The organism is Novilysobacter antarcticus (assembly GCF_019802285.1).
Taxonomy (GTDB): domain Bacteria; phylum Pseudomonadota; class Gammaproteobacteria; order Xanthomonadales; family Xanthomonadaceae; genus Novilysobacter; species Novilysobacter antarcticus.
Genome location: NZ_JAIEUJ010000001.1, coordinates 640,610 through 664,282 on the forward strand (window position 1 = coordinate 640,610; position 23,673 = coordinate 664,282).

General features: G+C 64.8%; 18 protein-coding genes. 8 read left to right on the forward strand and 10 right to left on the reverse strand.

What is annotated here, in order from left to right:
* Positions 1–42 precede the first annotated feature (42 nt).
* Positions 43–3,336 carry an Rne/Rng family ribonuclease gene (locus KZ491_RS02995; RefSeq protein ID WP_222564357.1) on the reverse strand — a complete coding sequence of 1,098 codons (3,294 nt, stop codon included), beginning with the start codon at positions 3,334–3,336 and terminating at the stop codon, positions 43–45.
* A 479-nt stretch (positions 3,337–3,815) separates the two neighbouring features.
* Between KZ491_RS02995 and KZ491_RS03000 the strand changes: the two genes are divergently transcribed.
* Complete coding sequence (locus KZ491_RS03000) at positions 3,816–4,787, forward strand: RluA family pseudouridine synthase (protein ID WP_222564358.1); 972 nt, start codon at positions 3,816–3,818, stop codon at positions 4,785–4,787.
* 51 nt (positions 4,788–4,838) lie between these two features.
* Here KZ491_RS03000 and KZ491_RS03005 read toward each other — a convergent pair whose 3' ends face one another.
* Together KZ491_RS03005 and KZ491_RS03010 are read right to left on the reverse strand one after the other, a co-directional pair.
* Positions 4,839–5,288 carry an energy transducer TonB gene (locus tag KZ491_RS03005; RefSeq protein ID WP_222564359.1) on the reverse strand — a complete coding sequence of 150 codons (450 nt, stop codon included), beginning with the start codon at positions 5,286–5,288 and terminating at the stop codon, positions 4,839–4,841.
* Positions 5,289–5,293: 5 nt separating this feature from the next.
* Positions 5,294–5,635, reverse strand: a complete 342-nt coding sequence (locus KZ491_RS03010; RefSeq protein ID WP_222564360.1) for a 4a-hydroxytetrahydrobiopterin dehydratase — start codon at positions 5,633–5,635, stop codon at positions 5,294–5,296.
* A gap of 102 nt (positions 5,636–5,737) precedes the next feature.
* Here KZ491_RS03010 and KZ491_RS03015 point away from each other — a divergent pair, with 102 nt between their 5' ends.
* On the forward strand, positions 5,738–6,334 hold the full coding sequence (locus tag KZ491_RS03015) for an NfuA family Fe-S biogenesis protein (protein ID WP_222564361.1): 597 nt from the start codon (positions 5,738–5,740) through the stop codon (positions 6,332–6,334).
* A 59-nt stretch (positions 6,335–6,393) separates the two neighbouring features.
* Positions 6,394–8,025: a hypothetical protein gene (locus tag KZ491_RS03020; protein WP_222564362.1), complete on the forward strand. Its 1,632-nt coding sequence runs from the start codon at positions 6,394–6,396 to the stop codon at positions 8,023–8,025.
* A 99-nt stretch (positions 8,026–8,124) separates the two neighbouring features.
* Here the strand turns inward: KZ491_RS03020 and KZ491_RS03025 are convergent, their stop codons facing one another.
* Together KZ491_RS03025 and KZ491_RS03030 are read right to left on the reverse strand one after the other, a co-directional pair.
* Entirely contained in the window at positions 8,125–8,553 is a 429-nt protein-coding gene (locus KZ491_RS03025; protein ID WP_222564363.1) for a c-type cytochrome, read from the reverse strand.
* A gap of 12 nt (positions 8,554–8,565) precedes the next feature.
* Complete coding sequence (locus KZ491_RS03030; RefSeq protein WP_425493071.1) at positions 8,566–8,901, reverse strand: c-type cytochrome; 336 nt, start codon at positions 8,899–8,901, stop codon at positions 8,566–8,568.
* 277 nt (positions 8,902–9,178) lie between these two features.
* On the opposite strand from KZ491_RS03030, the gene KZ491_RS03035 reads away from it, so the two are divergent.
* Genes KZ491_RS03035 through KZ491_RS03045 form a run of 3 tightly spaced genes read left to right on the forward strand, consistent with a single transcriptional unit; the run spans position 9,179 to position 16,868 of the window.
* Positions 9,179–10,291, forward strand: coding sequence for an efflux RND transporter periplasmic adaptor subunit (locus KZ491_RS03035; RefSeq protein WP_222564364.1), 1,113 nt, complete (start codon positions 9,179–9,181; stop codon positions 10,289–10,291).
* 26 nt (positions 10,292–10,317) lie between these two features.
* A complete protein-coding gene (locus KZ491_RS03040) occupies positions 10,318–13,788 on the forward strand; it encodes an efflux RND transporter permease subunit (protein WP_246606474.1) in 3,471 nt (1,156 codons plus the stop codon).
* On the forward strand, positions 13,785–16,868 hold the full coding sequence (locus tag KZ491_RS03045; RefSeq protein ID WP_222564366.1) for an efflux RND transporter permease subunit: 3,084 nt from the start codon (positions 13,785–13,787) through the stop codon (positions 16,866–16,868). Before KZ491_RS03040 ends, KZ491_RS03045 begins: the two co-directional genes overlap by 4 nt.
* Before the next feature lie 60 nt (positions 16,869–16,928).
* Here KZ491_RS03045 and KZ491_RS03050 read toward each other — a convergent pair whose 3' ends face one another.
* From KZ491_RS03050 to ykgO, 5 genes are all read right to left on the reverse strand, one after another.
* On the reverse strand, positions 16,929–18,161 hold the full coding sequence (locus KZ491_RS03050; RefSeq protein WP_222564367.1) for a TraB/GumN family protein: 1,233 nt from the start codon (positions 18,159–18,161) through the stop codon (positions 16,929–16,931).
* A 45-nt stretch (positions 18,162–18,206) separates the two neighbouring features.
* Positions 18,207–19,106, reverse strand: coding sequence for a carbon-nitrogen hydrolase (locus KZ491_RS03055; RefSeq protein WP_222564368.1), 900 nt, complete (start codon positions 19,104–19,106; stop codon positions 18,207–18,209).
* Between the two features lie 71 nt (positions 19,107–19,177).
* Positions 19,178–20,206 carry an agmatine deiminase family protein gene (locus KZ491_RS03060; RefSeq protein ID WP_222564369.1) on the reverse strand — a complete coding sequence of 343 codons (1,029 nt, stop codon included), beginning with the start codon at positions 20,204–20,206 and terminating at the stop codon, positions 19,178–19,180.
* Between the two features lie 22 nt (positions 20,207–20,228).
* Positions 20,229–20,564, reverse strand: coding sequence for a hypothetical protein (locus tag KZ491_RS03065; protein WP_222564370.1), 336 nt, complete (start codon positions 20,562–20,564; stop codon positions 20,229–20,231).
* Between the two features lie 175 nt (positions 20,565–20,739).
* Positions 20,740–20,865, reverse strand: coding sequence for a type B 50S ribosomal protein L36 (ykgO, locus tag KZ491_RS03070; protein ID WP_010342887.1), 126 nt, complete (start codon positions 20,863–20,865; stop codon positions 20,740–20,742).
* 179 nt (positions 20,866–21,044) lie between these two features.
* On the opposite strand from ykgO, the gene cmk reads away from it, so the two are divergent.
* Both cmk and rpsA read left to right on the forward strand, forming a co-directional pair.
* Complete coding sequence (gene cmk / locus KZ491_RS03075) at positions 21,045–21,743, forward strand: (d)CMP kinase (protein ID WP_222564371.1); 699 nt, start codon at positions 21,045–21,047, stop codon at positions 21,741–21,743.
* A gap of 183 nt (positions 21,744–21,926) precedes the next feature.
* On the forward strand, positions 21,927–23,618 hold the full coding sequence (gene rpsA / locus KZ491_RS03080) for a 30S ribosomal protein S1 (protein WP_222564372.1): 1,692 nt from the start codon (positions 21,927–21,929) through the stop codon (positions 23,616–23,618).
* Positions 23,619–23,673 lie beyond the last annotated feature (55 nt).

Genomic DNA, 23,673 nt, shown 5'->3' on the forward strand with positions numbered 1-23,673 from the left:
TTTCATTGGTAGCTGAAATATCGCCACCCTTGTCAAGGAAGCTCAGGCGTCGTGCCTTGTGTCCTTTGCCTCCGGATTCTTCGGCTCGTCGACGTTCTCACCTGCGGATTCCATGCGCTCGGACCGGTTGCTGTCGAACAGGCTGGCCGTACGCGGCTCTTCCGTACCAGCAACGGTTGCCGTCGGCGCGACCGGTTCGGCTGCGGGCTGGGCAGGGTTGTCGGCCGGCAACTCGTCCGCCGTTGCGGGAACCGGCTCAACTGCAGGCTCCACCTGCACCGTTTCCACCTCGACGACAGTCGGCGGCGGCACCACAACAGCCGGGAGTGGCTTTGGCGCATCGCCGATGTCCTCGGTCGCGTTTTCTCCGGTGATGTAACCGGGAGTCGCGCGGACCTGCGGTGCCTGCGCCCGCGGAGCAGGAGTGCCGGGTATTGCATCAGCACCCCGTGACGCCTGCGCGACCTGGCCCGTTGCGGCGGGCGAGGAAACGGCCGCCTCAGTCGCTGCCGGGGCAGTGCTGTCGTGCGTGGCCGCCTCATCGGTGCCACCCGGCTCGCCGCCTTCCGCCGCTACTGCGGCCTGCTTGTTGGCACGTGGGGTACGCGGTGTCCTGGGGGAGCGTGGCTTGCGTGCCCGGGGCGCGGGCGCGGACTCCGTGTCCTCGTTTGCAGTGGTCTCAATGACGTCGAGAGCCTCAGCACCCGTCAGTTCCTCATTCGGGTCCTGCGAGTCCAGGTCCGCGGGCGCGGTCTTGTCCGCATCGGGCGCGGCTTTCGCTTCCGGCCCCACGTCTGCGTGCGCCGGCGCGGGCTTTGGCTCCGTCTTCGGCTTCGTTTCCTGCGCGGCTACGGAGTCCGGCACGTCATCGAAATCGAATTCGGGCTGCGCCCGGCTGACTGCCGTGGGAGCTTCACCGGCGTGCGCGTCGGCGGACACTTCCTCGTCCTCGGAGCCATCATCGGCAAGCAAGTTGTCCGATCCCTGATCGGTGGTCGCTGCTGCGTCGGCGCCGCCACGACGGCGGCGACGGCCACCACGACGGCCGCGGCGACGACGGGGCGTTCCGTCGGCGTTGTTCTCGTCCTCGGCCGGGGCATGGCCGTTCGTGGGGTTTTCGCCTGTCTGCGCGTGCTGGGTGTCGGCGTTTTCCTGGTGGCTTTGACGTTCTGCAACAGCCGATGCCGCCGCCGTTGTGACCGCCGCAGTGGCGAGTGCGGCTGCATCGGTGACGTCCACCTGCGGTGTGCTCACCTCACGTGCCGGTCGTTCACCCCGCGGCTGGCGTGGCTGCCGCTGCGTCGGCTTTTCGGAGACGTCCATTGCCGCCACGTTGGCCTCACCCTGGCGTCGCGGCTGCTTCTCACGCTGCTGCCTCGGTCCACGACCGTTGCTGGAAGCGGCCCGCTCATCCTGAGGCTGAGCGGTGCCACGACGACCATCATCCCGACGGCTGCCATCGCGACCTTGCTGCTTGCCGCCACGGCGCTGACCGTTGCGGTCCTGTCGCTCACCGCGCTCGCTGCGCTCGGCCTGGTTGGTGCCGTTGGGACGGCCACGATTGCTGGTGGCGCGCTCGTTGGCCTTGTCGGCAGCCGGGGCAGGGGTGCCGCGGAAGAACCGCATGATCCGATCCACCATTCCAATGGAATGGGTCGGCGCAGCGGCGACGACCACCGGGGTCGGGGCCACCGGTGCCGGCACGTCTGCCTGGCGCGGCTCGCGCAAGGGCGCCGGCTGGGCTGGCCTGACATTGGTCACGGCGGCGGCGACCGGAACATTCAGATTTGCCTTGGTCAACGCGTGGGTTGGAAGCTTGCGCTGGCTGCCGCGGTGGTAGCTCGGACGGTTGCTTTCTTCGCCCAGCTCGTTATCGCGCAGACGGCTGACTTCGTAATGGGGCGTCAACAGATGCTCGTCGGCGACGATGACGATCGGGGTGCCGTGGCGGCTTTCGATCTCGCTGATCGCGCGTCGCTTCTCGTTGAGCAGGTAGTTGGCGATTTCGATGGGAGCCTGGACCAGGATCTGTCCGGTGTTCTCCTTCATCGCGTGCTCTTCGCTCACGCGAAGGATGGACAACGACAGTGACTCGACACTGCGCATCCGGCCATGGCCTTCGCAGCGTGGGCAGACCAGCTGGCTGGACTCGCCAAGGCTAGGACGCAGTCGCTGCCGGCTCATCTCCAGCAGGCCGAAGCGGGAAATTCGACCGACCTGGACCCGGGCACGGTCCTGCTTGAGCGCGTTCTGCAGGCGGTTTTCGACCTCGCGCTGGTGCTTGCTGGAGGACATGTCGATGAAATCGATCACCACCAGCCCTGCCAGGTCTCGCAGGCGCATCTGGCGGGCGACTTCCTCGGCCGCCTCAAGGTTGGTGTTGAACGCGGTTTCCTCGATGTCGCTGCCGCGGGTGGCGCGTGCCGAGTTGACGTCGACCGCGGTCAGGGCCTCGGTCTGGTCGATGACCAGCGCGCCGCCAGACGGCAGGCGCACGTCACGCTCGTAGGCGTTTTCGATCTGCGACTCGATCTGGAAGCGGTTGAACAGCGGTACGTCGTCGGTGTAGTGCTTGAGCTTGCGCAGGTTGTGCGGCATCACCTGTTCGACGAACTCGCGCGCCTCGGCGTACATCTCTTCGGTATCGACCAACACCTCGCCGATGTCAGGGCGCATGTAGTCACGCAAGGCGCGGATGATCAGGCGGCTTTCCTGGTAGATCAGGAAAGGCGCGGGCTTGGTCAGCGCTGCGTCGGCCACCGCCTTCCAGACCTGCAGCAGGTAATCCAGGTCCCACTGCAGCTCTTCAGCGTCACGGCCGACACCGGCGGTGCGGATGATCACGCCCATGTCGTCGGGTATTTTCAGCGCATCCATCGCGCGCTTGAGTTCGGCGCGATCCTCGCCCTCGATCCGGCGCGAGACGCCGCCCGCAGTGGGGGAGTTGGGCATCAGCACCATGTAGCGCCCGGCCAGCGAGATGTAGGTGGTCAGCGCCGCGCCCTTGTTGCCGCGCTCTTCCTTGTCCACCTGGACCACCACTTCCTGGCCTTCGCGGAGCAGTTCCTTCAGGCCGGCCTTGTTGTGGTCAACGCCCGCGGCAAAGTAGTCACGCGAGATTTCCTTCATCGGCAGGAAGCCGTGTCGATCACCGCCGTATTCAACGAAAGCCGCTTCCAGCGAGGGCTCCAGGCGGGTGATCTTGCCCTTGTAGATGTTGGACTTTTTCTGTTCCTGCGACGGTTGCTCGATATCGATGTCGTACAGGGTTTGCCCGTCGACAATCGCGACGCGCAGCTCTTCGGCCTGCGTCGCGTTGATCAGCATGCGTTTCATTGTTGCATTCCTCGCGCGCTCTACCGCGCGGAACGCCCTGGCGTTTCGCCTCTGGACACTGCGTCCCGTCGCCGCGACATGAAACCTGCAGGCCGGTAAACCGACGTGCGCGCGCTGACGTGACCTGACAATTTCCAGCGCTTCTACACCACGGCAAACCGCGGGAGCGCTTGTTTTTGTTGCTTACCAAATTTTTGGGCCGGAGGCGTTTCGGGCAGATGCCGTGACGCCGCTCGGGTCGTGTTCATCGACCGGTGATTGACGGGGTATTCGTACAAAACCGGACGAGCCGAGGTTCCACCGTGCTGGCGCTGCTAACATGGCCGCCCCGAGGGCGGGGGTCAGACGCAGACCGGAATCGCAGGTTGGGCTTTTGGCCCGTGCTCCGGCAACCGAGCGTAATGTGGTGGCCGGAACGACTTCCCTGCGAAATCAAAACCTTATCTCGCGTCGCGAGTGTATCAGATAACTCCCCCAGAATGACCCATTCAGATACCCAGCAAAGCCATGCCGGAGCGCGCGTTGCGGTGGTTCCAGAAGACCGCGAGGGCCAACGGCTGGACAACTTCCTGCTCGGGCTTCTGAAGGGCGCGCCCAGGTCGTTGGTCTACAAGTTGGTGCGGTCCGGCCAGGTGCGCGTGAACGGGGGCCGGGCGAAGGCGGAACGCAAGCTGGAAAGCGGCGACAAGGTCCGTATCCCCCCGGTTAGGCTGGAGCCGGAAGGCGATCGCGCCTCCCCGCCGCGCGGGTTCATGGATGCGCTTGAGGCGGCGATCGTCCACGAAGACGCACGGCTGCTGGTGCTCAACAAGCCTTCCGGCGTCGCCAGCCATGGCGGCAGCGGTATTAGTTTTGGTGCCATCGAGACGCTGCGTGCGCTGCGACCGGGGCAGGGCCTGGAGCTGGTCCATCGACTGGATCGGGATACTTCCGGCGTTCTGGTTGTCTCCAAGAAGCGCTCCACGTTGACCGAGATGCAGGCACTGATGCGGGAGAGCACCAGCGGCGCGGGAGGCATGCGCAAACGTTACCTCGCTTTGCTGATCGGGCGAATGCCGAACGGAACGATGACTGTCGATGCCCCCCTTCACGTCGGCCTGCGCCAGGGCGGGGAGCGACACGTGAAGGTGGACGCGTCAGGCAAGTCGGCGTTGAGCCATTTCAGGGTGCTGGAGCGACGCGGCGGGCATTCGTATTGCGAGGTGCGTATCGAAACCGGCCGTACGCACCAGATCCGGGCCCATGCGCAGCATATCGATCACCCCGTGGCCGGGGACGACAAGTACGGCGATCCGGAGGTCAACCGCCGCTTGCGGGATCAGGCCGGGTTGAAACGCCTGTTCCTTCACGCAGCGACTCTGGAGTTCGCATTGGACAGTGGCAAGACGCCATACAGCCTCACCGCGCCACTGGCACCCGAGCTGCTGGATGTCCTCGACCGCCTGAAGTAGTTCGTCGCCGGCGGTGCACGCTTGCATCGCCGGCGACGATCGCTCTCGAATTTATTGCGGCAGGCTGCCTGAGACGTCCCGACAGCGCTCCGAATCCATGTCCGGGGCGGTGAACTTCACCGGTACCCGCAGCGGACTTTCCGCCGGTTTGCCACGACTGGTGCCCGCCTGGAATTTCCAGCCCTTTACCGCGTCCACTGCAGACTGGTCCAGCTGCGGGTGGCCGCTGGTGTCTTCCACCTTCACGTTCTTCGGAATGCCATCCACGCCGATGGTCAGTAGCACGCCCACCACGCCTTCGATACCGGCGCAGGCCAGTTCCTCGGGGTACTCGGGCGGCGGAGTCTCGACGGCCATGGGTTGCGTGGGCGCAACCTGCACCGGCTGCTCGGACTGCTCGGAGTTGCAGCCAGCCAGCATCAGGCCCAACGCGAGGGCCGAAAGGGCGGGAAGCGGCCTCCAGCGGCCACTAAAGGGGGTACGGGGGTCGTTCGCGGGCATCTTGTTCACTCCTGCAGGGCGTCGGTTTTTGCAGCACAGATAAAGTCGTTCTCGCTCAGGCCGCCCACATCGTGGGTCGAGAAGCGGACCTCGCAACGGTCGTAATGCACGCCAAGATCGGGATGGTGATCCTCGCGGTTGGCGATGAAGGCCAGCGCATTGACGAAGGCGATCGTCCGATAATAGTCGTCGAACTTGAACGTGCGGGTCAGGGCGCGGCCCTCTTCGGCCACCGTCCAGGCGCTCAGATGCGCGTGGAGTTCACGTATCCGGGCTTCGTCGAGGCGATGCCCGGCCCCCTTGCGCGGAACGCAACGGGCCTGGGCGAGCGAAATCTTGTCGTTCATCGGCGACTCCTTGCAGGGGGAAGGCTGAACGCTATTGACAGCCGTACCGTGCTTAACGGGGGGCACACGCTTGTATAGCCCCAAGCCCGTTAGAATAGCGGCATGATCCAGATATCCGAATCCGCACAGAGTCATTTCCGCAAACTCATCGAACGCGAGGCCATCCCCGGCTTGGGGGTTCGTCTGTCGGCCGTCAATCCCGGTACGCCGCGTGCCGATGTCCGCCTTGAATTCGCCGAGCCGGCGGAGCTGGACGGCGATGAGTGGGCCATCGACTGCAAGGGCTTCACCCTGTGGCTGGAGGCCGACAGCGTCGGCGTGCTCGATGGTGCAGAAATCGATTACGAAGCACTGGCGACGGGTGGCCAGCTGCAGATCCGGGCGCCGAAGATCAAGGGTGCCGTCCCAGGCGAATCCTCGTCGCTGGTGGAGCGCGTTCGCTACCTCATCGAGAATGAGATAAACCCGCAGCTCGCCATGCACCGCGGCAACGTCGCGTTGCAGGAGGTCACTGCGGACGGCATCGTGGTGCTGCGTTTCGGAGGCGGCTGCCACGGCTGCGGGATGGCCGATGTGACATTGAAGAACGGCATCGAGAAGACCCTGCGCGAAAAGGTGCCCGGTGTGACCGGCGTGCGTGATGCGACCGACCACGACACCGGCGCCGCGCCTTATATCGCGCGCAACGGCGACAGCTGACCGACCAGCCACCCTTGACCCTTCCGGTTGACGCGTGGCTGCATGCGCTCCGGCTTCGAATGAAGCTGGTCGAACCGCATCGGCGTCGCTTGGCCGGAGAGTTCCCCCCGGGTTGGGACGAATGGGTTGGGCGCGACGGACACACCCGCAGGCCGGTCGTGCCGCCGGAGGCGATGGTTTCGGTGATCGCGGTTCGCGGCACGGCACCTCCGCGTCCACACGCCCCGGAACTCGGCCGTTGGGATTCGTTCACGGCGCTTTGCCGGCAGCAATGGGACCCGCCTGCAGCCGATGAGCGCCCTGTCAGGCGCATCGCGTGGCTGGTTGCCGTTGGCTGGCATCTTTTTGTCGCCGTGGCGCTGGTCTGGTTGATGTATCAGCAGTACCTGGCGCCGGCGCATCCGCCGCAAAAGGGCCAGGATGATGTCGTCCAGATTGAGTTTATCGGCGCTGGCACACCCGAGGAGGTCGGTGGTGGTCCGGATGTCACGCCGGCGACCGCGGAGGCCAATCCGGCGCCAGCAGCGTCGGCGCAGAATCCGTCCGCCGGCGAACCGCCTGTCCAGCAGCCTGCGCCCCAGCCGGTTGAGCCCACGCCTGCCGTGGCAGCCTCCCAGGCGCCGCCGGATGCACCCGACGCGGCGGTCGTGGATCGGGCTCCGCTGGAAGCAAGTCAGTCGGTCGAGGTGAGCGAACCGGCACCGGAGGTTTCGGACTACCAGCTGCCACCACCGATGCCCCGATTGCCGGTACCGGAGATGAAGGTACCCGACAGTAGCCTTCCCGTGCCGGAGACGGGCGTGGTCGAAGTTCCCACCCGGCAAGCGCCAGCCCTTCCTGCTATCGCTCCGCGTTCGATACCCGAGGTAACGCTGGAGCAGAGACCGGCCGAGGTCGTGGTGCGTGAGATTGCCTCTCCCCTTCCAGCGCCGCCAGCGATCACGGTTCCACAGCCCCAAGTCGCCGTCTCCGAGCGGCCGCTGAAGCCGCAGGAAGTGCGGCAGCGCGAGATCCCCGCGCCGGCACAAACGCCAACAGTCCAGGCGGCAACGCCCACAACCGGTGACACGGACACGACGGCACAGGTCGAAAGTCCCGACCAGACTTCGCGGGAGAGTGGGTCGGTAGCGGCGGGCGGTTCAACGGCAACGACCCCACGGACCGCCGGCCCCAAGGCCGCCGCTGCAGCCGGTGGCTGGGATACGCTCAAACGTTCCGATGACTGGGGCGATTCGAATCGCAACGTGGACGGTGGACAGAAGGGGGATCCGTCGGGTCTCTACAACAGCGACGGCAGCGTGCGCCTTGCCGAGACGCCGGGCTCCGCGTCTCCCGCACGCCCTCCGGGTGCGCTGACGGACGAAATCGTCAATCTGGATCGCGCCGGAACCTGGCTCAAGCGCAAGCCGACCGACTACGAGCCCACCGCATTCGATCGCTACTGGCGGCCCAGCGAGACCCTGCTGGAAGAATGGGTGCGCAAGAGCGTCACTACCGTCCGTATTCCCATCCCCGGCACCAACAAGCACGTGGTCTGCCAGACGATCCTGCTGGTCGTTGGCGGCGCCTGCGACATCACCGATCCGAACCTGCTGGATGTGCCGGCGACCGCGCGGCCCGCGCCCGACATTCCGTTCAAGCCCGAATTGCAGGAAGACAACGGCAGCCTGCCGGAACCTGTCGAGCCGTAGGTCTTTCGGCGGTGTGCGGACAACGGAAAAAGCCCGCGCGGGGCGGGCTTTTGTCTGGTCAAGGTAACGGCGCGGCGGGCTTTCCGCACCCGCTGCACGCTACTTCTTGTGCGACCCGGTCAGGTTGACCAGATTGCTCGGACGCGATGCGAAGTAGGTCGACAGGTCGGCGATCTGCTGATCGGTGAGCGCCTTGGCCTGCATCGACATCATGACGTGGTCGCGGCTGCCATCACGGTAGCTCTGAAGGGCGTATGCAAGGTAGTCCTGATATTGACCGCCAATGACCGGATAGGTCGAATCAATCGGCGCGTTGCCATCAGCCCCGTGGCAATCGATGCACGACTGGCCGGTTGCCGCGCCCTTGGCGTTGGCGAGCTGCTCACCGGCAGCGACGTAGCCCTGCGGCAGCCCCGCGGAGGACGAACGGGAAGGATCCGCCGGCGACTGCGAGCAGCCGGACAGGGCGATCACGGCGACAGCGGCAAGGACCGCAGGTGCGATGGCGAATGTTTTGCGGATCGTCATGGGGCGGCGTTCCTACTTGACGTTGGACAGAAATGCGGCGATGTCGGCGATGTCCTGATCGGAAAAGCCCTTGGCCTGCGCACGCATGGTTGGATGCGAGCGGGTGCCGTTCTGGTAGGCGGTGAGCGCATTGACCAGATAGTCGACCGATTGCCCGCCCAGCTTGGGCACGTGGTAGTTGGGATAGGCGTTCTTGTAGCCGTCAATCCCGTGACAGCCCTGGCAGGTGTAGGTCAGCTCGTAGCCGTTCTGTGCACTGGCGGACGTGTCGGAGGGCTCTTGCGCGGCGGCAGGGGCCGTAGCGAGGGTCAACGCCAAGGCAGCGGCAATGGTCAGCAGTCGCATCATAGGTATCCGCAATCTCGTATGGCTGGCGAAATTCAGGCCGGCTTGGGCAGTGTCGAAGTACCGCGGGCGCCGCGCAATTTTCGGAGTATAGCTTGCGTTCATCAATCAACGAAGCGCGGATGTCGCAAACGGCCATTCGTTGCAGGTGATAATCGCCGGTCGCATCGGCATGACCTTCGGCGCATTCCAGCGTAGAAGTGTTGGTGACATACTTATCTACAACACCGGCATTGCGACCGGGCTGTGTCCTTCCAAAATCACATCACCGGGGTCTCCAATGCAACATCGCACCAATTCCAGCGGCAATGCCTGGCTTCGCGCCTGCGGTCCTCTGTTCGTGTGCCTCTTGCTGCTCTCGGGCTGCAAGGGCGGTGCGGCCGGTGCGGATGGCATGAAAAAAGGTGACGCAGAAGAAAAGGAAGCGGTGACTGTTGAGGTGGCACCGGTGCAAACGCGGTCCATGGCCGCCAGCTACACCGGCACCGCGCCGCTGGAGGCTTCGGTGGAGGCGCAGGTCGTTGCCAAGACCTCTGGAGTGGCGCTGAAGGTGATGGTGTCGGAGGGGGAGAAGGTGCGGGCCGGGCAGACGCTGGTTCGACTGGATTCGGACCGTGCCCGACTGCAGGTCGCCCAGACGGCCTCGCAGGTAGGCAAGTTGAGCAACCAGTTCCAGCGTGCGCAAAAGATGGCTGCCGAGCAGCTCATCGCTGCCGCGGACTATGACCAGATCCGCTACGACCTCGCCAATGCGCAGGCCGCCAACCGCATGGCCAACCTGGAGCTTTCGTATGCGGATGTGAAAGCCCCGATCGACGGGGTGGTTGCATCGGTCCCGCCCAAGGCGGGCAATTTCATTCAGATCAATACCCCGATCGTGCGGATCGTGGATTCCTCGACCCTTGAGGCCACCCTCAACGTTCCCGAGCGTGAGCTTGCAACGATGGCGGTGGGCCTGCCGGTAGCGCTTGCAGTGGACGCCCTGCCGGGCCAGTCATTCACCGGAACGGTGGCGCGGATTTCCCCGGTGGTCGATGCCGGCAGCGGCACGTTCCGCGTCATCGCCCGTTTCGACAGCGAAGGTGGCCTGCAGGCCGGGATGTTCGGTCGGATCAGCATCAACTACGACCAGCGAGCTGACGCGACCGTGGTGCCGCGCAATGCGCTGCTTGAAGGCGAGGGCGATCCGGCGGTGTTCGTGGTCGAGCAGGACAAGGTCCGTCGCGCGCCGGTCCAGCTGGGCTATACCGACGGCAACTGGGTGGAGATCCGTGAGGGCCTTGCGGTGGGCGACCGCGTCGTGATCGCCGGCAAGACCGCACTGAGGGATGGCAGCGCGGTGACGGTGATCGGCGACGCGCCCGCGTCGGCGACTCCTGCGTCCGCGCAGTAATCCGGGGCTGACCGATGAGCGACGTCATGGAACGATCCGCGCCGCTGCCGGAGCAGCATCCGGCCCGCAGCTTCAATCTGGTCGAATTCTCGACCCGCCGGCGGGTCACGGTGGCGATGATCACCATCAGCTTCCTGCTGTTCGGTTTCATCGCGCTGGGCAACCTGAAGGTCAACCTGCTTCCCGATCTCAGCTATCCCACGCTGACGGTTCGTACCGAATACATCGGCGCGGCGCCCACCGAGATCGAGACCCTGATCACCGAACCGGTCGAGGAGGCCGTTGGGGTGGTCAAGGGACTGCGCAAGCTCAAGTCGGTCTCGCGCACGGGCCAGAGCGACGTGGTGCTGGAGTTCGCCTGGGGCACCGATATGGACAAGGCCGGGCTCGAAGTACGCGACAAGATGGAATCCCTGCAACTGCCGCTGGAGGCCAAGCCGCCGGTACTGCTGCGCTTCAATCCGTCCACCGAACCGATCATCCGGCTGGCGTTGTCCTCCAAGACGGAAGGGGACGAATTACGCCAGCTGGCAGTGCTGCGCCACTACGCCGACGATGACCTCAAGAAGAAGCTCGAGCCGGTGCTCGGCGTGGCCGCCGTCAAGGTTGGCGGCGGGTTGGAGGACGAGATCCAGGTGCTGGTCGACCAGGAAAAGCTGTCCCAGTTGAACCTGCCGATCGGGACGGTCACCCAGCGCCTGGCGCAGGAGAACATCAATATCTCCGGCGGGCGCCTGGAGGAAGGCTCGCAGCGCTACCTTGTCCGTACTGTGAACCAGTTTTCCAGCGTGGATCAGATCCGCGACATGCTGGTGACCACCAGCAGTGGTGGGAGCAATGCGGCCGCCGATGCGGCGATGCAGATGGCTCGCGTGGCTGCTGCCTCCGGCTCTGCCGATGCGATGGCTGCAGCGGCATCGGTACAGAGCGCGTCCTCGAGTGACTCCAGTACGGTTGCCGGCGGCAAGCCGGTGCGCCTGAAGGACATCGCCGACGTCGTACAGGGCCACAAGGAACGCGAGGCAATCATCCGCCTGGATGGTCGCGAAGCCGTCGAGCTGGCGATCTACAAGGAGGGCGATGCCAATACCGTCGCCACCGCGGATGCGATCCACGAGCGGTTGGAGACGATCCGCAAACAGGTGCCGCCGGATATCGAACTGACCGTCATCGACGATCAGTCGACCTTCATCCGCAATGCGATCAGCGACGTCAAGATGGACGCGGTAATCGGCGGCCTGCTGGCGATCCTGGTGATCTTCCTGTTCCTGCGCGATGGCTGGAGCACCTTCGTGATCGGTCTGTCGCTGCCGGTATCGATCATCACGACGTTCTTCTTCATGGGCCAGCTGGGCCTGAGCCTCAACGTCATGTCGCTGGGTGGGCTGGCCTTGGCGACCGGGCTGGTGGTGGATGACTCGATCGTCGTGCTCGAGTCGATCGCCAAGGCGCGTGAGCGGGGTCTGGGAATCCTCCAGGCCGCCATCGTCGGCACCGGCGAGGTCAGCATGGCGGTGGTTGCCTCGACCCTTACCACGGTGGCGGTGTTCCTGCCGTTGGTGTTCGTCGAAGGGATCGCTGGCCAGCTGTTCCGGGATCAGGCGCTGACCGTGGCGATTGCGATCGGCATCTCGCTGGCGGTGGCGATGACGTTGATCCCGATGCTGAGCGCGCTGCGTGGCCGACCGGGCGAGTCCTTCCCCGAAGAGCCGCCGCATCCGCAGTGGCAGGCCAAGCGCAGGTGGCAGAAGCCGGTTGCGGCCACGCGCCGTGGAGTCGGTGCCGCGATCAGTGGTGTGCTGTTCGGGGTCGCCTGGCTGGTGGTGCGTTTTTGGCGCGGCACCGTTGCCGTTGTGGGTCCGGTGATGCGCAAGGCCAGCGATCTGGCGATGGCGCCGTATGCGCGGGCGGAGCGGGGCTACCTCAAGTTGTTGCCGGCAGCCATGGCGCGACCGATCGTGGTGCTGGGTTCCGCAGCCGCTGCGTTCGTGCTTGCGCTGCTGCTGGTGCCACTGCTGGGTGCGGATCTGATCCCCCAGCTGGCCCAGGACCGCTTCGACATGACGGTCAAACTGCCACCGGGCACGCCATTGCGGGAAACCGATGCGCTGGTGCGCGACCTGCAGAAGAAGCATGCCGGGACCGAAGGCATCCATGCGCTTTACGGCGTCAGCGGCAGCGGAACCCGCCTGGATGCCAGTCCGACCGAGAGCGGTGACAACGTCGGCAAGCTCAACATCGTCATGAGCAATGGCGGCAGCGAGCGACTGGAAGCTTCGATGAGTAATGCGCTGCGCGAGAGCATGCAGGCGTATCCGTCCGCCCAGGTCGATTTCAGTCGGCCGGAGTTGTTCAGCTTCTCGATGCCGCTGGAGATCGAGCTTGCCGGGCCTGATCTGGAAACGATCAGCAAGGCTGGGCAGCGGATGGCCGCCCTGTTGCGCGCCAATCCGCACTACACCGATGTCAGTTCAACGGTGGAGCAGGGTTTCCCGGAAATCCAGATCCACTTCGACCAGCAGCGCGCCGCGGCATTCGGAATGACCACGCGCCAGATCGCCGATGCCGTGGTGTCCAAGGTGCGTGGCGACGTGGCCACGCGTTACAGCTTCCGCGACCGCAAGATCGACGTCCTGGTTCGGGTCAAGGAGGGCGACCGCGGTTCGGTGGACGACATCCGCAACCTGATCATCAATGCGGGTGGGAAGTCGGTGCGGCTGGGCTCGGTGGCCGATGTGGTGTCCACCACCGGGCCAAGCGAGATCCATCGCGCCGACCAGGTTCGGGTGGCCGTGGTCTCGTCCAACCTGCAGGGCATCGATTTGGGCAGCGCGGTGCTGGAAGTCCAGAAGCTGGTCGCGGAGAACCCGCTGGGCGCGGAGGTGCAGATGCACATCGGCGGCCAGGGCGAGGAGCTTTCCAGTTCCATCCGCTCCCTCCTGTTCGCGTTTGGTTTGGCAATCTTCCTGGTCTATCTGGTCATGGCCTCGCAGTTCGAGTCGTTGCTGCATCCGTTCGTGATCCTGTTCACCATCCCGCTGGCCATGGTCGGCGCGGTGCTGGCCTTGCTGCTGACCCGCTCACCGGTGTCGGTGGTGGTGTTCATCGGACTGATCCTGCTGGTCGGCCTGGTGACCAAGAACGCGATCATCCTGATCGACAAGGTCAACCAGTTGCGCGAGGCCGGCGTGGCCAAGCGCGAGGCGCTGGTGGAGGGCGCCCGCTCGCGCCTGCGTCCGATCGTGATGACCACGCTGAGCACGCTGTTCGGCTTCCTGCCACTGGCATTGGCGTTCGGCGAGGGGGCCGAGGTGCGCTCGCCGATGGCGATCACCGTGATCGGCGGCTTGCTGGTGTCGACCCTGCTGACGTTGGTCGTCATCCCCGTCGTCTACGACCTGCTGGACCGTCGCCCGGACGAGTACTACCGCAACCGTGCGCGGCGCGGCGATGACATCGTGCCGGTGGCCACGGGGAATCCGGAGCCGGCTGCATGAGCATCGCCGAGATCAGTCTGCGACGGCCGGTCACCACGATCATGCTGTTCGTATCGATGGTGGCGATCGGGTTGATCGCCGCGGTGCGGCTGCCGCTGGAAGCCCTGCCTGATGTGTCGGCGCCGTTTGTCGGCGTGCAGCTGCCCTATGCCGGATCAACGCCGGAAGAGGTGGAGCGCAACCTCCTGCGCCCGGCCGAGGAGGCGCTGGCGACGATGAGCGGCATCAAGGGTATCCAGGGGCGTGCGTCCGCGGACGGCGCCATGGTGTTCATGGCGTTCTCGGACTGGAGCCGCGACGTGGAGATCACCGCCTCCGAGGCGCGTGAGCGTATTGACGCCATCCGCGACGAGCTGCCCGACGACTTTCGGCGCTATTTCGTGTTCAAGTTCTCCACCACCGACCAGCCGATCATGCGGCTTCGCCTGGCGGGCGAAATGGACATGAGCGGCGAGTACGACCTGATCGACCGGGAGTTCAAGACGCCACTGGAGCGCATTCCCGGCGTGGCCAAGGTGGATATCGGCGGGGCGGCGGCCAACGAGGTCGAGGTGGCGATCGATCCGGATCGTCTGGTGGCCCATGGGCTCAATCTCAACGAACTGACCCAGCGCCTGCAGGCTGCGAACTTCTCCGTGTCTGCCGGTCAGATCGAGGACGGCGGCCGTCGTTTACGCGTACAGCCGATCGGCGAGATCAACCAGCTGGAACAGTTGCGTGAGCTTCCGCTCAATGCCACGGGCCTGCGCCTGGGCGACGTGGCTGATGTGCAACTGCGCTCTGCGCGTCTGGATGTGGGTCGGCGGCTGGATGGGCGTCCCGCCGTGGCCCTGGAAATCTTCAAGGAGCGCAACGCGAACCTGGTCGAGGTATCCAAACTGGTCCTCGCCGAGCTGGACCGGATCCGCACCCAGCCAAGCCTGAGCGGCGTCGACTTCAAGGTCATCGAGAATCAGGGCAAGGACGTCACCGACTCGCTGCTGGAGTTGGCGGAGGCCGGCGGCATCGGCCTGTTGTTGTCGGTCGCGGTCCTGTTCTTTTTCCTGCGCCATTGGCCGTCGACGCTGATGGTGACGCTGGCCATCCCGATCTGCTTCGTGATGACCCTGGGCTTCATGTATTTCGCCGGGGTGAGTCTCAACGTCCTCAGTCTGATGGGCCTGTTGCTGGCGGTCGGCATGCTGGTCGACAACGCGGTGGTGGTGGTGGAGAGCATCTACCAGGAGCGCGAGCGGATGCCGGACCAGCCGGTGCGGGCCTCGATCGTGGGCACACGCAACGTCGCCATCGCCCTCTCGGCGGGCACCCTGTGCCACTGCATCGTGTTTGTTCCGAACCTGCTGGGTGAGGTCAACAACATCAGCATCTTCATGTCGCAGATCGCGATCACCATCTCGGTGTCGCTGCTGGCGTCGTGGCTGGTTGCGGTGAGTCTGATCCCGATGCTGTCATCGCGGATGAAGACCCCGGCCGCGGTGCAAAACGACCGCGGACTGATCCGTCGGCTGCAGACACGCTACGCGCGCTTCCTGCGCTGGACCCTGGAGCACCGCGGCTGGAGCATCACCGGAATCGTCCTGATCATCGCGCTCAGCATCGTGCCGATGACGAAAACGAAATTCGACATGTTCGGCGGCAACCAGGGCGGCGACACCAACATCGGATACACCTGGAACGGCAGCTACAGCAAGGACCAGGTGTCGGAGGAGGTCGCCCGGGTCGAGGCGTATCTGGAGGAAAACCGCGACCGTTTCAGGATCGCCCAGATCTACTCCTGGTTCAGCGCCGGAAACGACGCCGGCACCATGGTTACTTTCAAGAGCGATGTCGCCGACGCCGGTGAATTGGTGGAGGAGATCCGCAAGGGGCTGCCCAAGTCGGCACGCGGCAAGATCGCTATCGACGAACAGGGCAACCAGGGCGGCGGCACTGGCGAGGGCATGCAGGTCCAGCTGGTCGGGGACTCAACAGAGGTGCTGACCGCGCTGGCCAATGACGTAGTGCCGCTGCTGGCCCGGCAAACCGAGTTGCGCGATGTCCGCATCGATGCCGGCGACAGCAACAACGAATTGAACGTGCGGGTCGACCGCGAGCGGGCCGCGGCATTCGGTTTCAGTGCCGACGAGGTGGCGCGCTTCGTCGGCCTGGCCTTGCGCGGCGCTCAGCTGCGTGATTTCAGCCGTGGCCAGAGCGAAGTGCCGGTGTGGGTGCGCTTCGCCGGGGCCGAGGAGTTCGACGTCTCCGACATCGCCGCCTTCACCGTGCGCTCGCCGGATGGTCGCGAGGTTCCCTTGCTGGCCATGGTGGATTTGGATACCAGCGCCGCAGCCACCGAGATCCGCAGGACCAACCGCCAGACCTCGCTGGTGATCAAGGCCAACCTGGCCGGCGATGCCACGACGCCCGACGCCCGCAAGGCGATCGAGCAGACCCTGGACAGCGTGGCGTTCCCTCCCGGTTATGGTTACACCTTCGAAGGCAGCTCGTTCCAGAATGATGCCGAGGCGGTGAACCAGATGATGTTCAACCTGATCATCGCGCTGGTGATGATCTACGTGGTCATGGCTGCGGTGTTCGAGTCGCTCGTATTCCCGTCGGCGATCATGAGCTGCGTGGTGTTCTCGATCTTCGGCGTGTTCTGGCTGTTCTGGCTGACCGGCACCTCGTTCTCGGTGATGGCCTTCATCGGCATCCTGGTGCTGATGGGGGTGGTGGTGAACAACGGCATCGTCATGGTCGAGCACATCAACAATCTGCGTCGGCGCGGCCTGTCACGCACCGATGCGCTGGTGGAAGGCAGTCGCGAGCGTCTGCGGCCGATCCTGATGACGATGGGCACGGCCATCCTGGCCATGATTCCGATCTCGCTTAGCAACACCGTCGTTCTGGGCGGCTTGACCTACTCGCCGATGGCTCGCGCCGTGGCCGGTGGTCTGGCGTTCTCCACGCTGGTCAGCCTGCTGTTCCTGCCGACCATCTACGCGATCCTCGACGATATGCGCAACGCAACGGCGCGCATGTCACGCCGGGCGAGGGGAGTGCGGGTGGATGGTGGAACGGTGGAACAGGCAGCAGTTTGAAGGAAATGCCGCAAGCGGTGCGTTGACGCGCGGCTGGCTGTGCGGGGCCGGACCGGACAATCAGCCGAACAGTGTTCCCAGCATTTTCAAGCCGCCGGTCCAGACCCCGATGGCCGTGCCCAGACTGGTCAGGAAGAAGTTCAACAGCGTCCGTGAAACGCGGTTGCGCCACCAGCCGCGCACGGTCTGCACGTCGGCACGAAGCGCCATGAAGTCGGCGTAGGTGGGCTTGCGTATCCACGCCTCGGTCAACGCGCTCAGGGTCCCGGACGCCAGGGCCGGGTGCAGTGGGGTGATCGGCGAGGCAACGAACGCCACCAGGATGCTCAGCGGGTGGCCGCCTGCAACCGCGCAACCCAGGGCGCCCAGAAGACCGGTGGCGAGGATCCACTGCAACAGCAGGTCGGAACCCACGTCGATACCGCCCTGCCAGAAGCCCCAGGCAAAACCACCGATCACCACCGTCGACAGGATGATCGTGAACCACGGGATGCTGCTCTTGGGCGCGACGGACTCGAGTTCCTCGCGGATCGCGCCTGCAGGGGCGGTTTCCTCGCGCAGGTGTTTGGCCAGCCCTTGCAGGTGGCCGGCGCCGACCACGGCCAGTACCTCGCGCGATCCGTCGTTGTTGGTGTCTTCGCGGATTTGGCGCAGCCGCGCAGCCATGTAGCGGTCCCGCTCGGCGATGACGGTCTCGTACACCGCAGGGCTTTCGCTGGCGAATTCGTTGAAGCTCGCCTCCAGCATGTCGCCCTGTTTCAGCTTTTCGATTTCCTCCGCGCCAACCTCATCGTCAGCCAGCAGTCCCGTCAGCAGTCCGCCACCGAGTTTGGCCCTGCCCCAGAATCCCAGCCGGGCTGATGCACGCTTGAAGGTCAGGCCGACATCGCGGTCTATCAGGTGCACCGGCATGTTCCGCGCCCGCGCCTCCAGTACGGCCCGCTTCAGTTCGGCACCGGGCTCCACGCCCAGTTGCTCGGCGAGCCGACGCTGGTAGGCCGCAAGCGCCAGGTTGGCCGCGAACATCGCCGTCTTGCCGGTGCGGATCACCTTCACCAGGTCCAGCTTGGCCATGGAATCGGCGTCCGATAGGGCCTGCAGACGCGCTTCGTCGAGCTCCACGGCCACCGCGTCGAAACGGCCGCTGCCTATGGCATCGCGCACCGCCTCCACGCTCGCCTGCGACACATGGGCCGTCCCCAGCAAGGTGTAGCGAACACCGTCGCGCTCGACGACCTCGTGCGGCTGTCCATGCAGAAAGTCGGCCGCCGTGGCCAGTGGGGTATCACTCATCAAAAGACAACCGTGGTGGATGGGTGCGCGCGGGGCGCAACAGGGTCAATCGCGATAGCGCTTGAGCAGGTCGTCGTAGGCGTCAATCCGCCGGTCGCGCAGGAACGGCCATATCCGCCGGACATCCTCGCTGCGCTGCAGGTCGACCTCGGCCATCAGGATTTCCGGAGTGTCCCCGGCCATCGCCAGAAACTCGCCTTGTGGTCCCAGCACATGACTGTGGCCCCAGAAATCAACCCCGGCAGTGCCCAGCGGGGAGGGCTCATGCCCGACGCGATTGCAACTGAGCACCGGCAGGCCGTTGGCGACCGCATGTCCGCGATGGCTGATGATCCACGATTCGCGTTGACGGTCTTTCTCGGCCTGGTCGTCGTCAGGGTCGTAGCCGATCGCGGTGGGGTAGAGCAGCAGTTCGGCGCCGGCCAGCGCCATCAGGCGGGCGGCCTCCGGGTACCACTGGTCCCAGCACACGAGCACGCCCAGACGGCCGACGGAGGTGTCGATCGGCTCGAAACCGGTATCGCCCGGGGTGAAGTAGAACTTCTCATAGAAGCCGGGATCATCCGGAATGTGCATCTTGCGGTACTTGCCGGCGATGCTGCCGTCCGCCTCAAGGACCACGGCGGTGTTGTGGTAAAGCCCGGCGGCGCGGCGCTCGAACAACGAGCTGACGATCACCACCTTGTGCTTGGCAGCGAGGCGGCCGAGGCGGTCGGTGCTGGGGCCGGGGATCGGCTCGGCGAGGTCGAACTCGTCCACCGACTCGTGCTGGCAAAAGTACGGACCGTTGTGGATTTCCTGCAGCAGCACCAGGCGCGCGCCATTGCCGGCGGCCTGGGCGACGCGCTGTTCGATCTGCGCCAGGTTGGCGTCGGCGTTTCCTGCGCCGCGGTCGATAACGGCGCGATCCTGGATCAGCGCAACGGTTAATGTCCTGGTTTTCATGACGGTTCCGATGGTTCGATGGAGGGCGCACGAGCGCCCGGGTGCGGCATCCGCGCCACGCCTGGCATGGGTCAGACGACGCCTTCGGGCAGTTGCATCGTGATGCAATGCAGGCTGCCGTTCTGCCAGATCAGTGGCCGGCAAGGCACTTGAATGACCTCACGGCAGGGAAATGCACTGGCGATCACTGCCGCGGCCTCATCATCCTTGGTGTCGCCGTAAGCGGGCATCAAAACGGCGCCGTTGATGATCAGGAAGTTCGCGTAGCTTGCCGCGAGCCGCCGTTCGCCGTCGATGACGGGCGCCGGCCAGGGCAGCGGAAACAGGCGATAGGGCGCACCTTCGACCGTGCGCAGGGCGGCCAGTTCCGCCGCCATCGCCTGCAACGGGGCGAAATGGGAATCGGCTTCGTCGTCGCAGGCCTGATACACGATCGCATCGCGCGCGGCGAAGCGGGCGAGGGTATCGATATGGGCGTCGGTGTCGTCTCCCTCCAGATAGCCGTGGTCCAGCCACAGCACGCGCCGCTGCCCAAGGTACTGCGACAGCTTCTGCTCGAGCTCCTCCCGAGACGCCTGCGGGTGACGCTCGTGCAGGCACGTCCACGTGGTGAGGAGCGTTCCCTCGCCATCGGTTTCGATGGCGCCGCCTTCCAAGGCGAAGTCGATGTCCTGACGGCTGCTGTGACGGAACACGTCGCGCTCGAACAGCGCTTCCACGAGTCGGTCGTCACGGCTGGCCTCGAACTTGCCGCCCCAGCCGGTAAACCGGAAATCCAGCAAGCGGAAGTTACCGTTCGCCTGCAGGCTGATCGGACCGGAATCGCGCAACCACGTGTCGTCGTATGCCACTTCGATGAAGCGGACCCGGTGCATGTCGACGCGGGCCGACGCCAATCGTGCGCGGGCATATGCCTCCACATCCTCGTCGGCCACGCAGATCAGCACCGACTGGAAGCGGGTGATCGCGGAGACCAGCGCAATGTAGGTCTCCTCGACCTCGCCAAGCCGGTCTGCCCAGTCGGTCTCGGCCGTCGGCCAGGCGATCAGGATCGCCGACTGGGGTTCCCACTCGGCGGGAAAGCGCATCGATTCGGTCATGAGGCTCGCTTGCAAGGTGGGATCAACGCACTGCCGGCTTCGGGCCGATTTCGCTGCTCACGGCCTGATTCGCGACGACGTCGATGACGCGGTCCTTCTCGAAATAGACGGTGAACTGGGGATAGGACCAGCGATTGATTGTCGGCCACTGGCTTTTTTGACCGCCGCGCGGATCCAACCGCTGCGCCGGAGCGCCGTAACGTGCCTCCACCTGGGCCATGCTGGCGCCTCGGGCAGGCACCGCTGCCTGGTTGAGCTGCTCGGCGCGCTCGATCAAAAGCGTGTCGGCGGAGGCGGGCGCGGCGAACGCAATCAGTGCGAGCAGTGAAAGGCTGGCAATACCGGGCTTGATGGTCATTTCCTAAATTCCCTGGACGGATTCTGAAGCGGGATTGTAAGCACAAGCGCCGGAATGCCGCGTGGGGGCTACCCGGAGCGGGATCGGCTTCACGTCCCGTCCCGGACGCAAGCTCCAGAACGCAGAAAACCGCCCGGAGGCGGCCTTCTGGCGAAGCGCAGGAAGCGCCCGTGGATCAGCGCTGGCGCGCCTTGAAACGCGGGTTCGACTTGCAAATCACGAAGACCTTGCCGCGACGGCGAACGACTTTGCAGTCGCGGTGACGGGCCTTCGCCGACTTCAGGGAGGACAGGACCTTCATGAGAGACCTCGGCAGCAGTGGGAAATTAGCAAGCCCGCAATGCTAGCGGGTATTTGCATCGCAATCAAGCGCATGCAGGGATTGAAAGGGGTGTTATGGAGGCCTGCGAACGTTCGGCGCACCTTGCAAGCTCTTCGCGCGGGATCCGCGCCGCGTCCGGGGGACGGCATAATAGCGCGATGAACAGCAGCCCAAGCGTTACCGCACCCGACCCCGCACCCGTTTTGACCATCGATGGCCCCTCCGGCTCCGGCAAAGGCACCATCAGTCGCCTGGTGACCGGCCGGCTCGGCTGGCACTACCTGGACTCCGGCGCGCTCTATCGCGCTGTCGGTGTTGCCGCAGGGTGGAAGGATATCGATCTGGGCGATCCGGCAGCGCTGGTGCGTTGCGCGTTCGATACGCGCGTTGACTTTGAAGACGATGAAGATGGCCTGCGAGTGCTCGTCAACGGCACCGATGCCACCCACGAGCTGAGGATGGAGACGGCGGGGGCGGCAGCATCGGCGATCGCAGCGATCGCCGAGGTGCGCGAGGTGCTGAAGGATCGGCAGCGCGCGTTCCGACGCCCGCCCGGACTGGTTGCAGACGGCCGTGACATGGGGACGGTGATCTTCCCCGACGCCGCCTACAAGGTGTTTCTGACTGCCAGCGCGGACGAGCGCGCGCAAAGACGCTATAAGCAGTTGAAGGACAAGGGGGTTTCCGTTACATTTGCGGGGCTGCTGCGGGAGATTCTCGCCCGTGACGCCCGCGACGCGAACCGTGCGGTGGCACCTTTGCGACCGGCTGAAGACGCCGTAACCATTGATACCACTGGCATGGCGATCGACGACGTGGTGGACCGGGTCCTGGCTGTAATGACTCCGGCGCAGTGAGCTTCACCGCAAAACCGCTGTAACAATCCCGTCGCAATTCCGCGGCGGATAAACCAACTAACACATGGTGCAGTTCCACCGCACCACATCAACGGGTGGGTCGACCACGTGCTGCTTGCGTTCTCCCCGGTGGGAAACGATGCCAGCCGGTGCGGCCCGTGTGTTCACACGGATATTTTCCTAATGACCGAATCATTTGCAGAACTGTTCGAACAGAGCGAGCAGTACCTCGCGAACCTGAAGCCTGGCTCCATCGTTGTTGGTACCGTCGTCGAAGTCCGTAGCGACGTCGTGGTGATCAACGCCGGCCTGAAGTCCGAAGGCATCGTGCCAATCGAGCAGTTCCGTAACGACGACGGCGAGATCGACATCGCTGTCGGTGACAAGATCAAGGTCGCGCTGGATGCCATCGAGAATGGCTTTGGCGAGACCGTCCTGTCGCGTGAGAAAGCCAAGCGCGCGATGGTGTGGGACGAGCTGGAAGAAGCGCTCGAGAACAACGAGACCATCACCGGCCGCATCAGCGGCAAGGTCAAGGGCGGTTTCACTGTTGACATCAAGGATGTCCGCGGCTTCCTGCCCGGTTCGCTGGTCGACGTCCGCCCGGTGCGCGACTCGACCTACCTGGAAGGCAAGGAACTCGAGTTCAAGCTGATCAAGCTGGACCGCAAGCGCAACAACATCGTCGTCTCCCGCCGTGCGGTGGTTGAGAGCGAGCACTCGGAAGAGCGCGAGCAACTGATGGAGAAGCTGGTCGAGGGCGCGATCCTGAAGGGTGTGGTCAAGAACCTCACCGACTACGGCGCGTTCGTGGACCTGGGCGGTATCGACGGCCTGCTTCACATCACCGACATGGCGTGGAAGCGCGTGCGCCATCCGTCCGAAGTCGTGGAAGTCGGCCAGGAGCTGGACGTCCGCGTGCTCAAGTACGACCGTGAGCGCAACCGCGTCAGCCTTGGTCTGAAGCAGCTGGGCGAGGATCCGTGGGACAACATCGCCCGCCGTTACCCGGCCGACACCCGCGTGTTCGGCAAGGTCTCCAACGTCACCGATTACGGTGCGTTCGTCGAGATCGAGCCGGGCGTCGAAGGCCTGGTGCACGTGTCCGAAATGGATTGGACCAACAAGAACGTCAACCCGTCCAAGATTGTGCAGGTCGGTGACGAGGTCCAGGTCATGGTGCTGGACGTGGACGAGGAGCGTCGCCGCATCTCGCTGGGCATGAAGCAGGTCTCGTCCAACCCGTGGGAGACCTTCGCGGTCCTGCACAAGAAGGGCGACAAGGTGGAAGGCCAGATCAAGTCGATCACCGACTTCGGCATCTTCATCGGCCTGGACGGCGGTATCGATGGCCTGGTCCACCTGTCCGACATCAGCTGGAACACCACCGGCGAAGACGTGGTCCGCAACTACAAGAAGGGCGACACCCTGGAAGCGGTCGTGCTGGCCGTGGACCCGGAGCGCGAGCGCATCAGCCTGGGCGTGAAGCAGATGGAGCAGGACCCGTTTGGCCAGTTCATGGCGTCGAACACCCGTGGCTCGATCGTGACCGGCAAGGTCACAGAAGTTGACGAGAAGGGCGCCACCATCGAGTTGGCGGACGGCATCGAAGGCTACGTGGCTGCGCGCGACATTTCCAAGGAGCGCGTGGACGACGCCAGCAAGGTGCTCAAGGTCGGCGACGAGATCGAAGCACGCTTCATCGGTATGGACCGCAAGGGTCGCACCATGCAGCTGTCGATCAAGGCCAAGGACGAGGCGGAAATGCAGGAAGCCGTCTCCGACTACACCCGCGCGAGCGCGGACGCGGCCAGCGGCACGACCAAGCTTGGCGCGTTGCTGCGTGAGCAGTTGAACAGCAACAAGTCCGAGTAATCCGCATCGGTGCGCTGTCCGCTCCGGATGGCGCATTGTTGCTTTTACCTTGCGT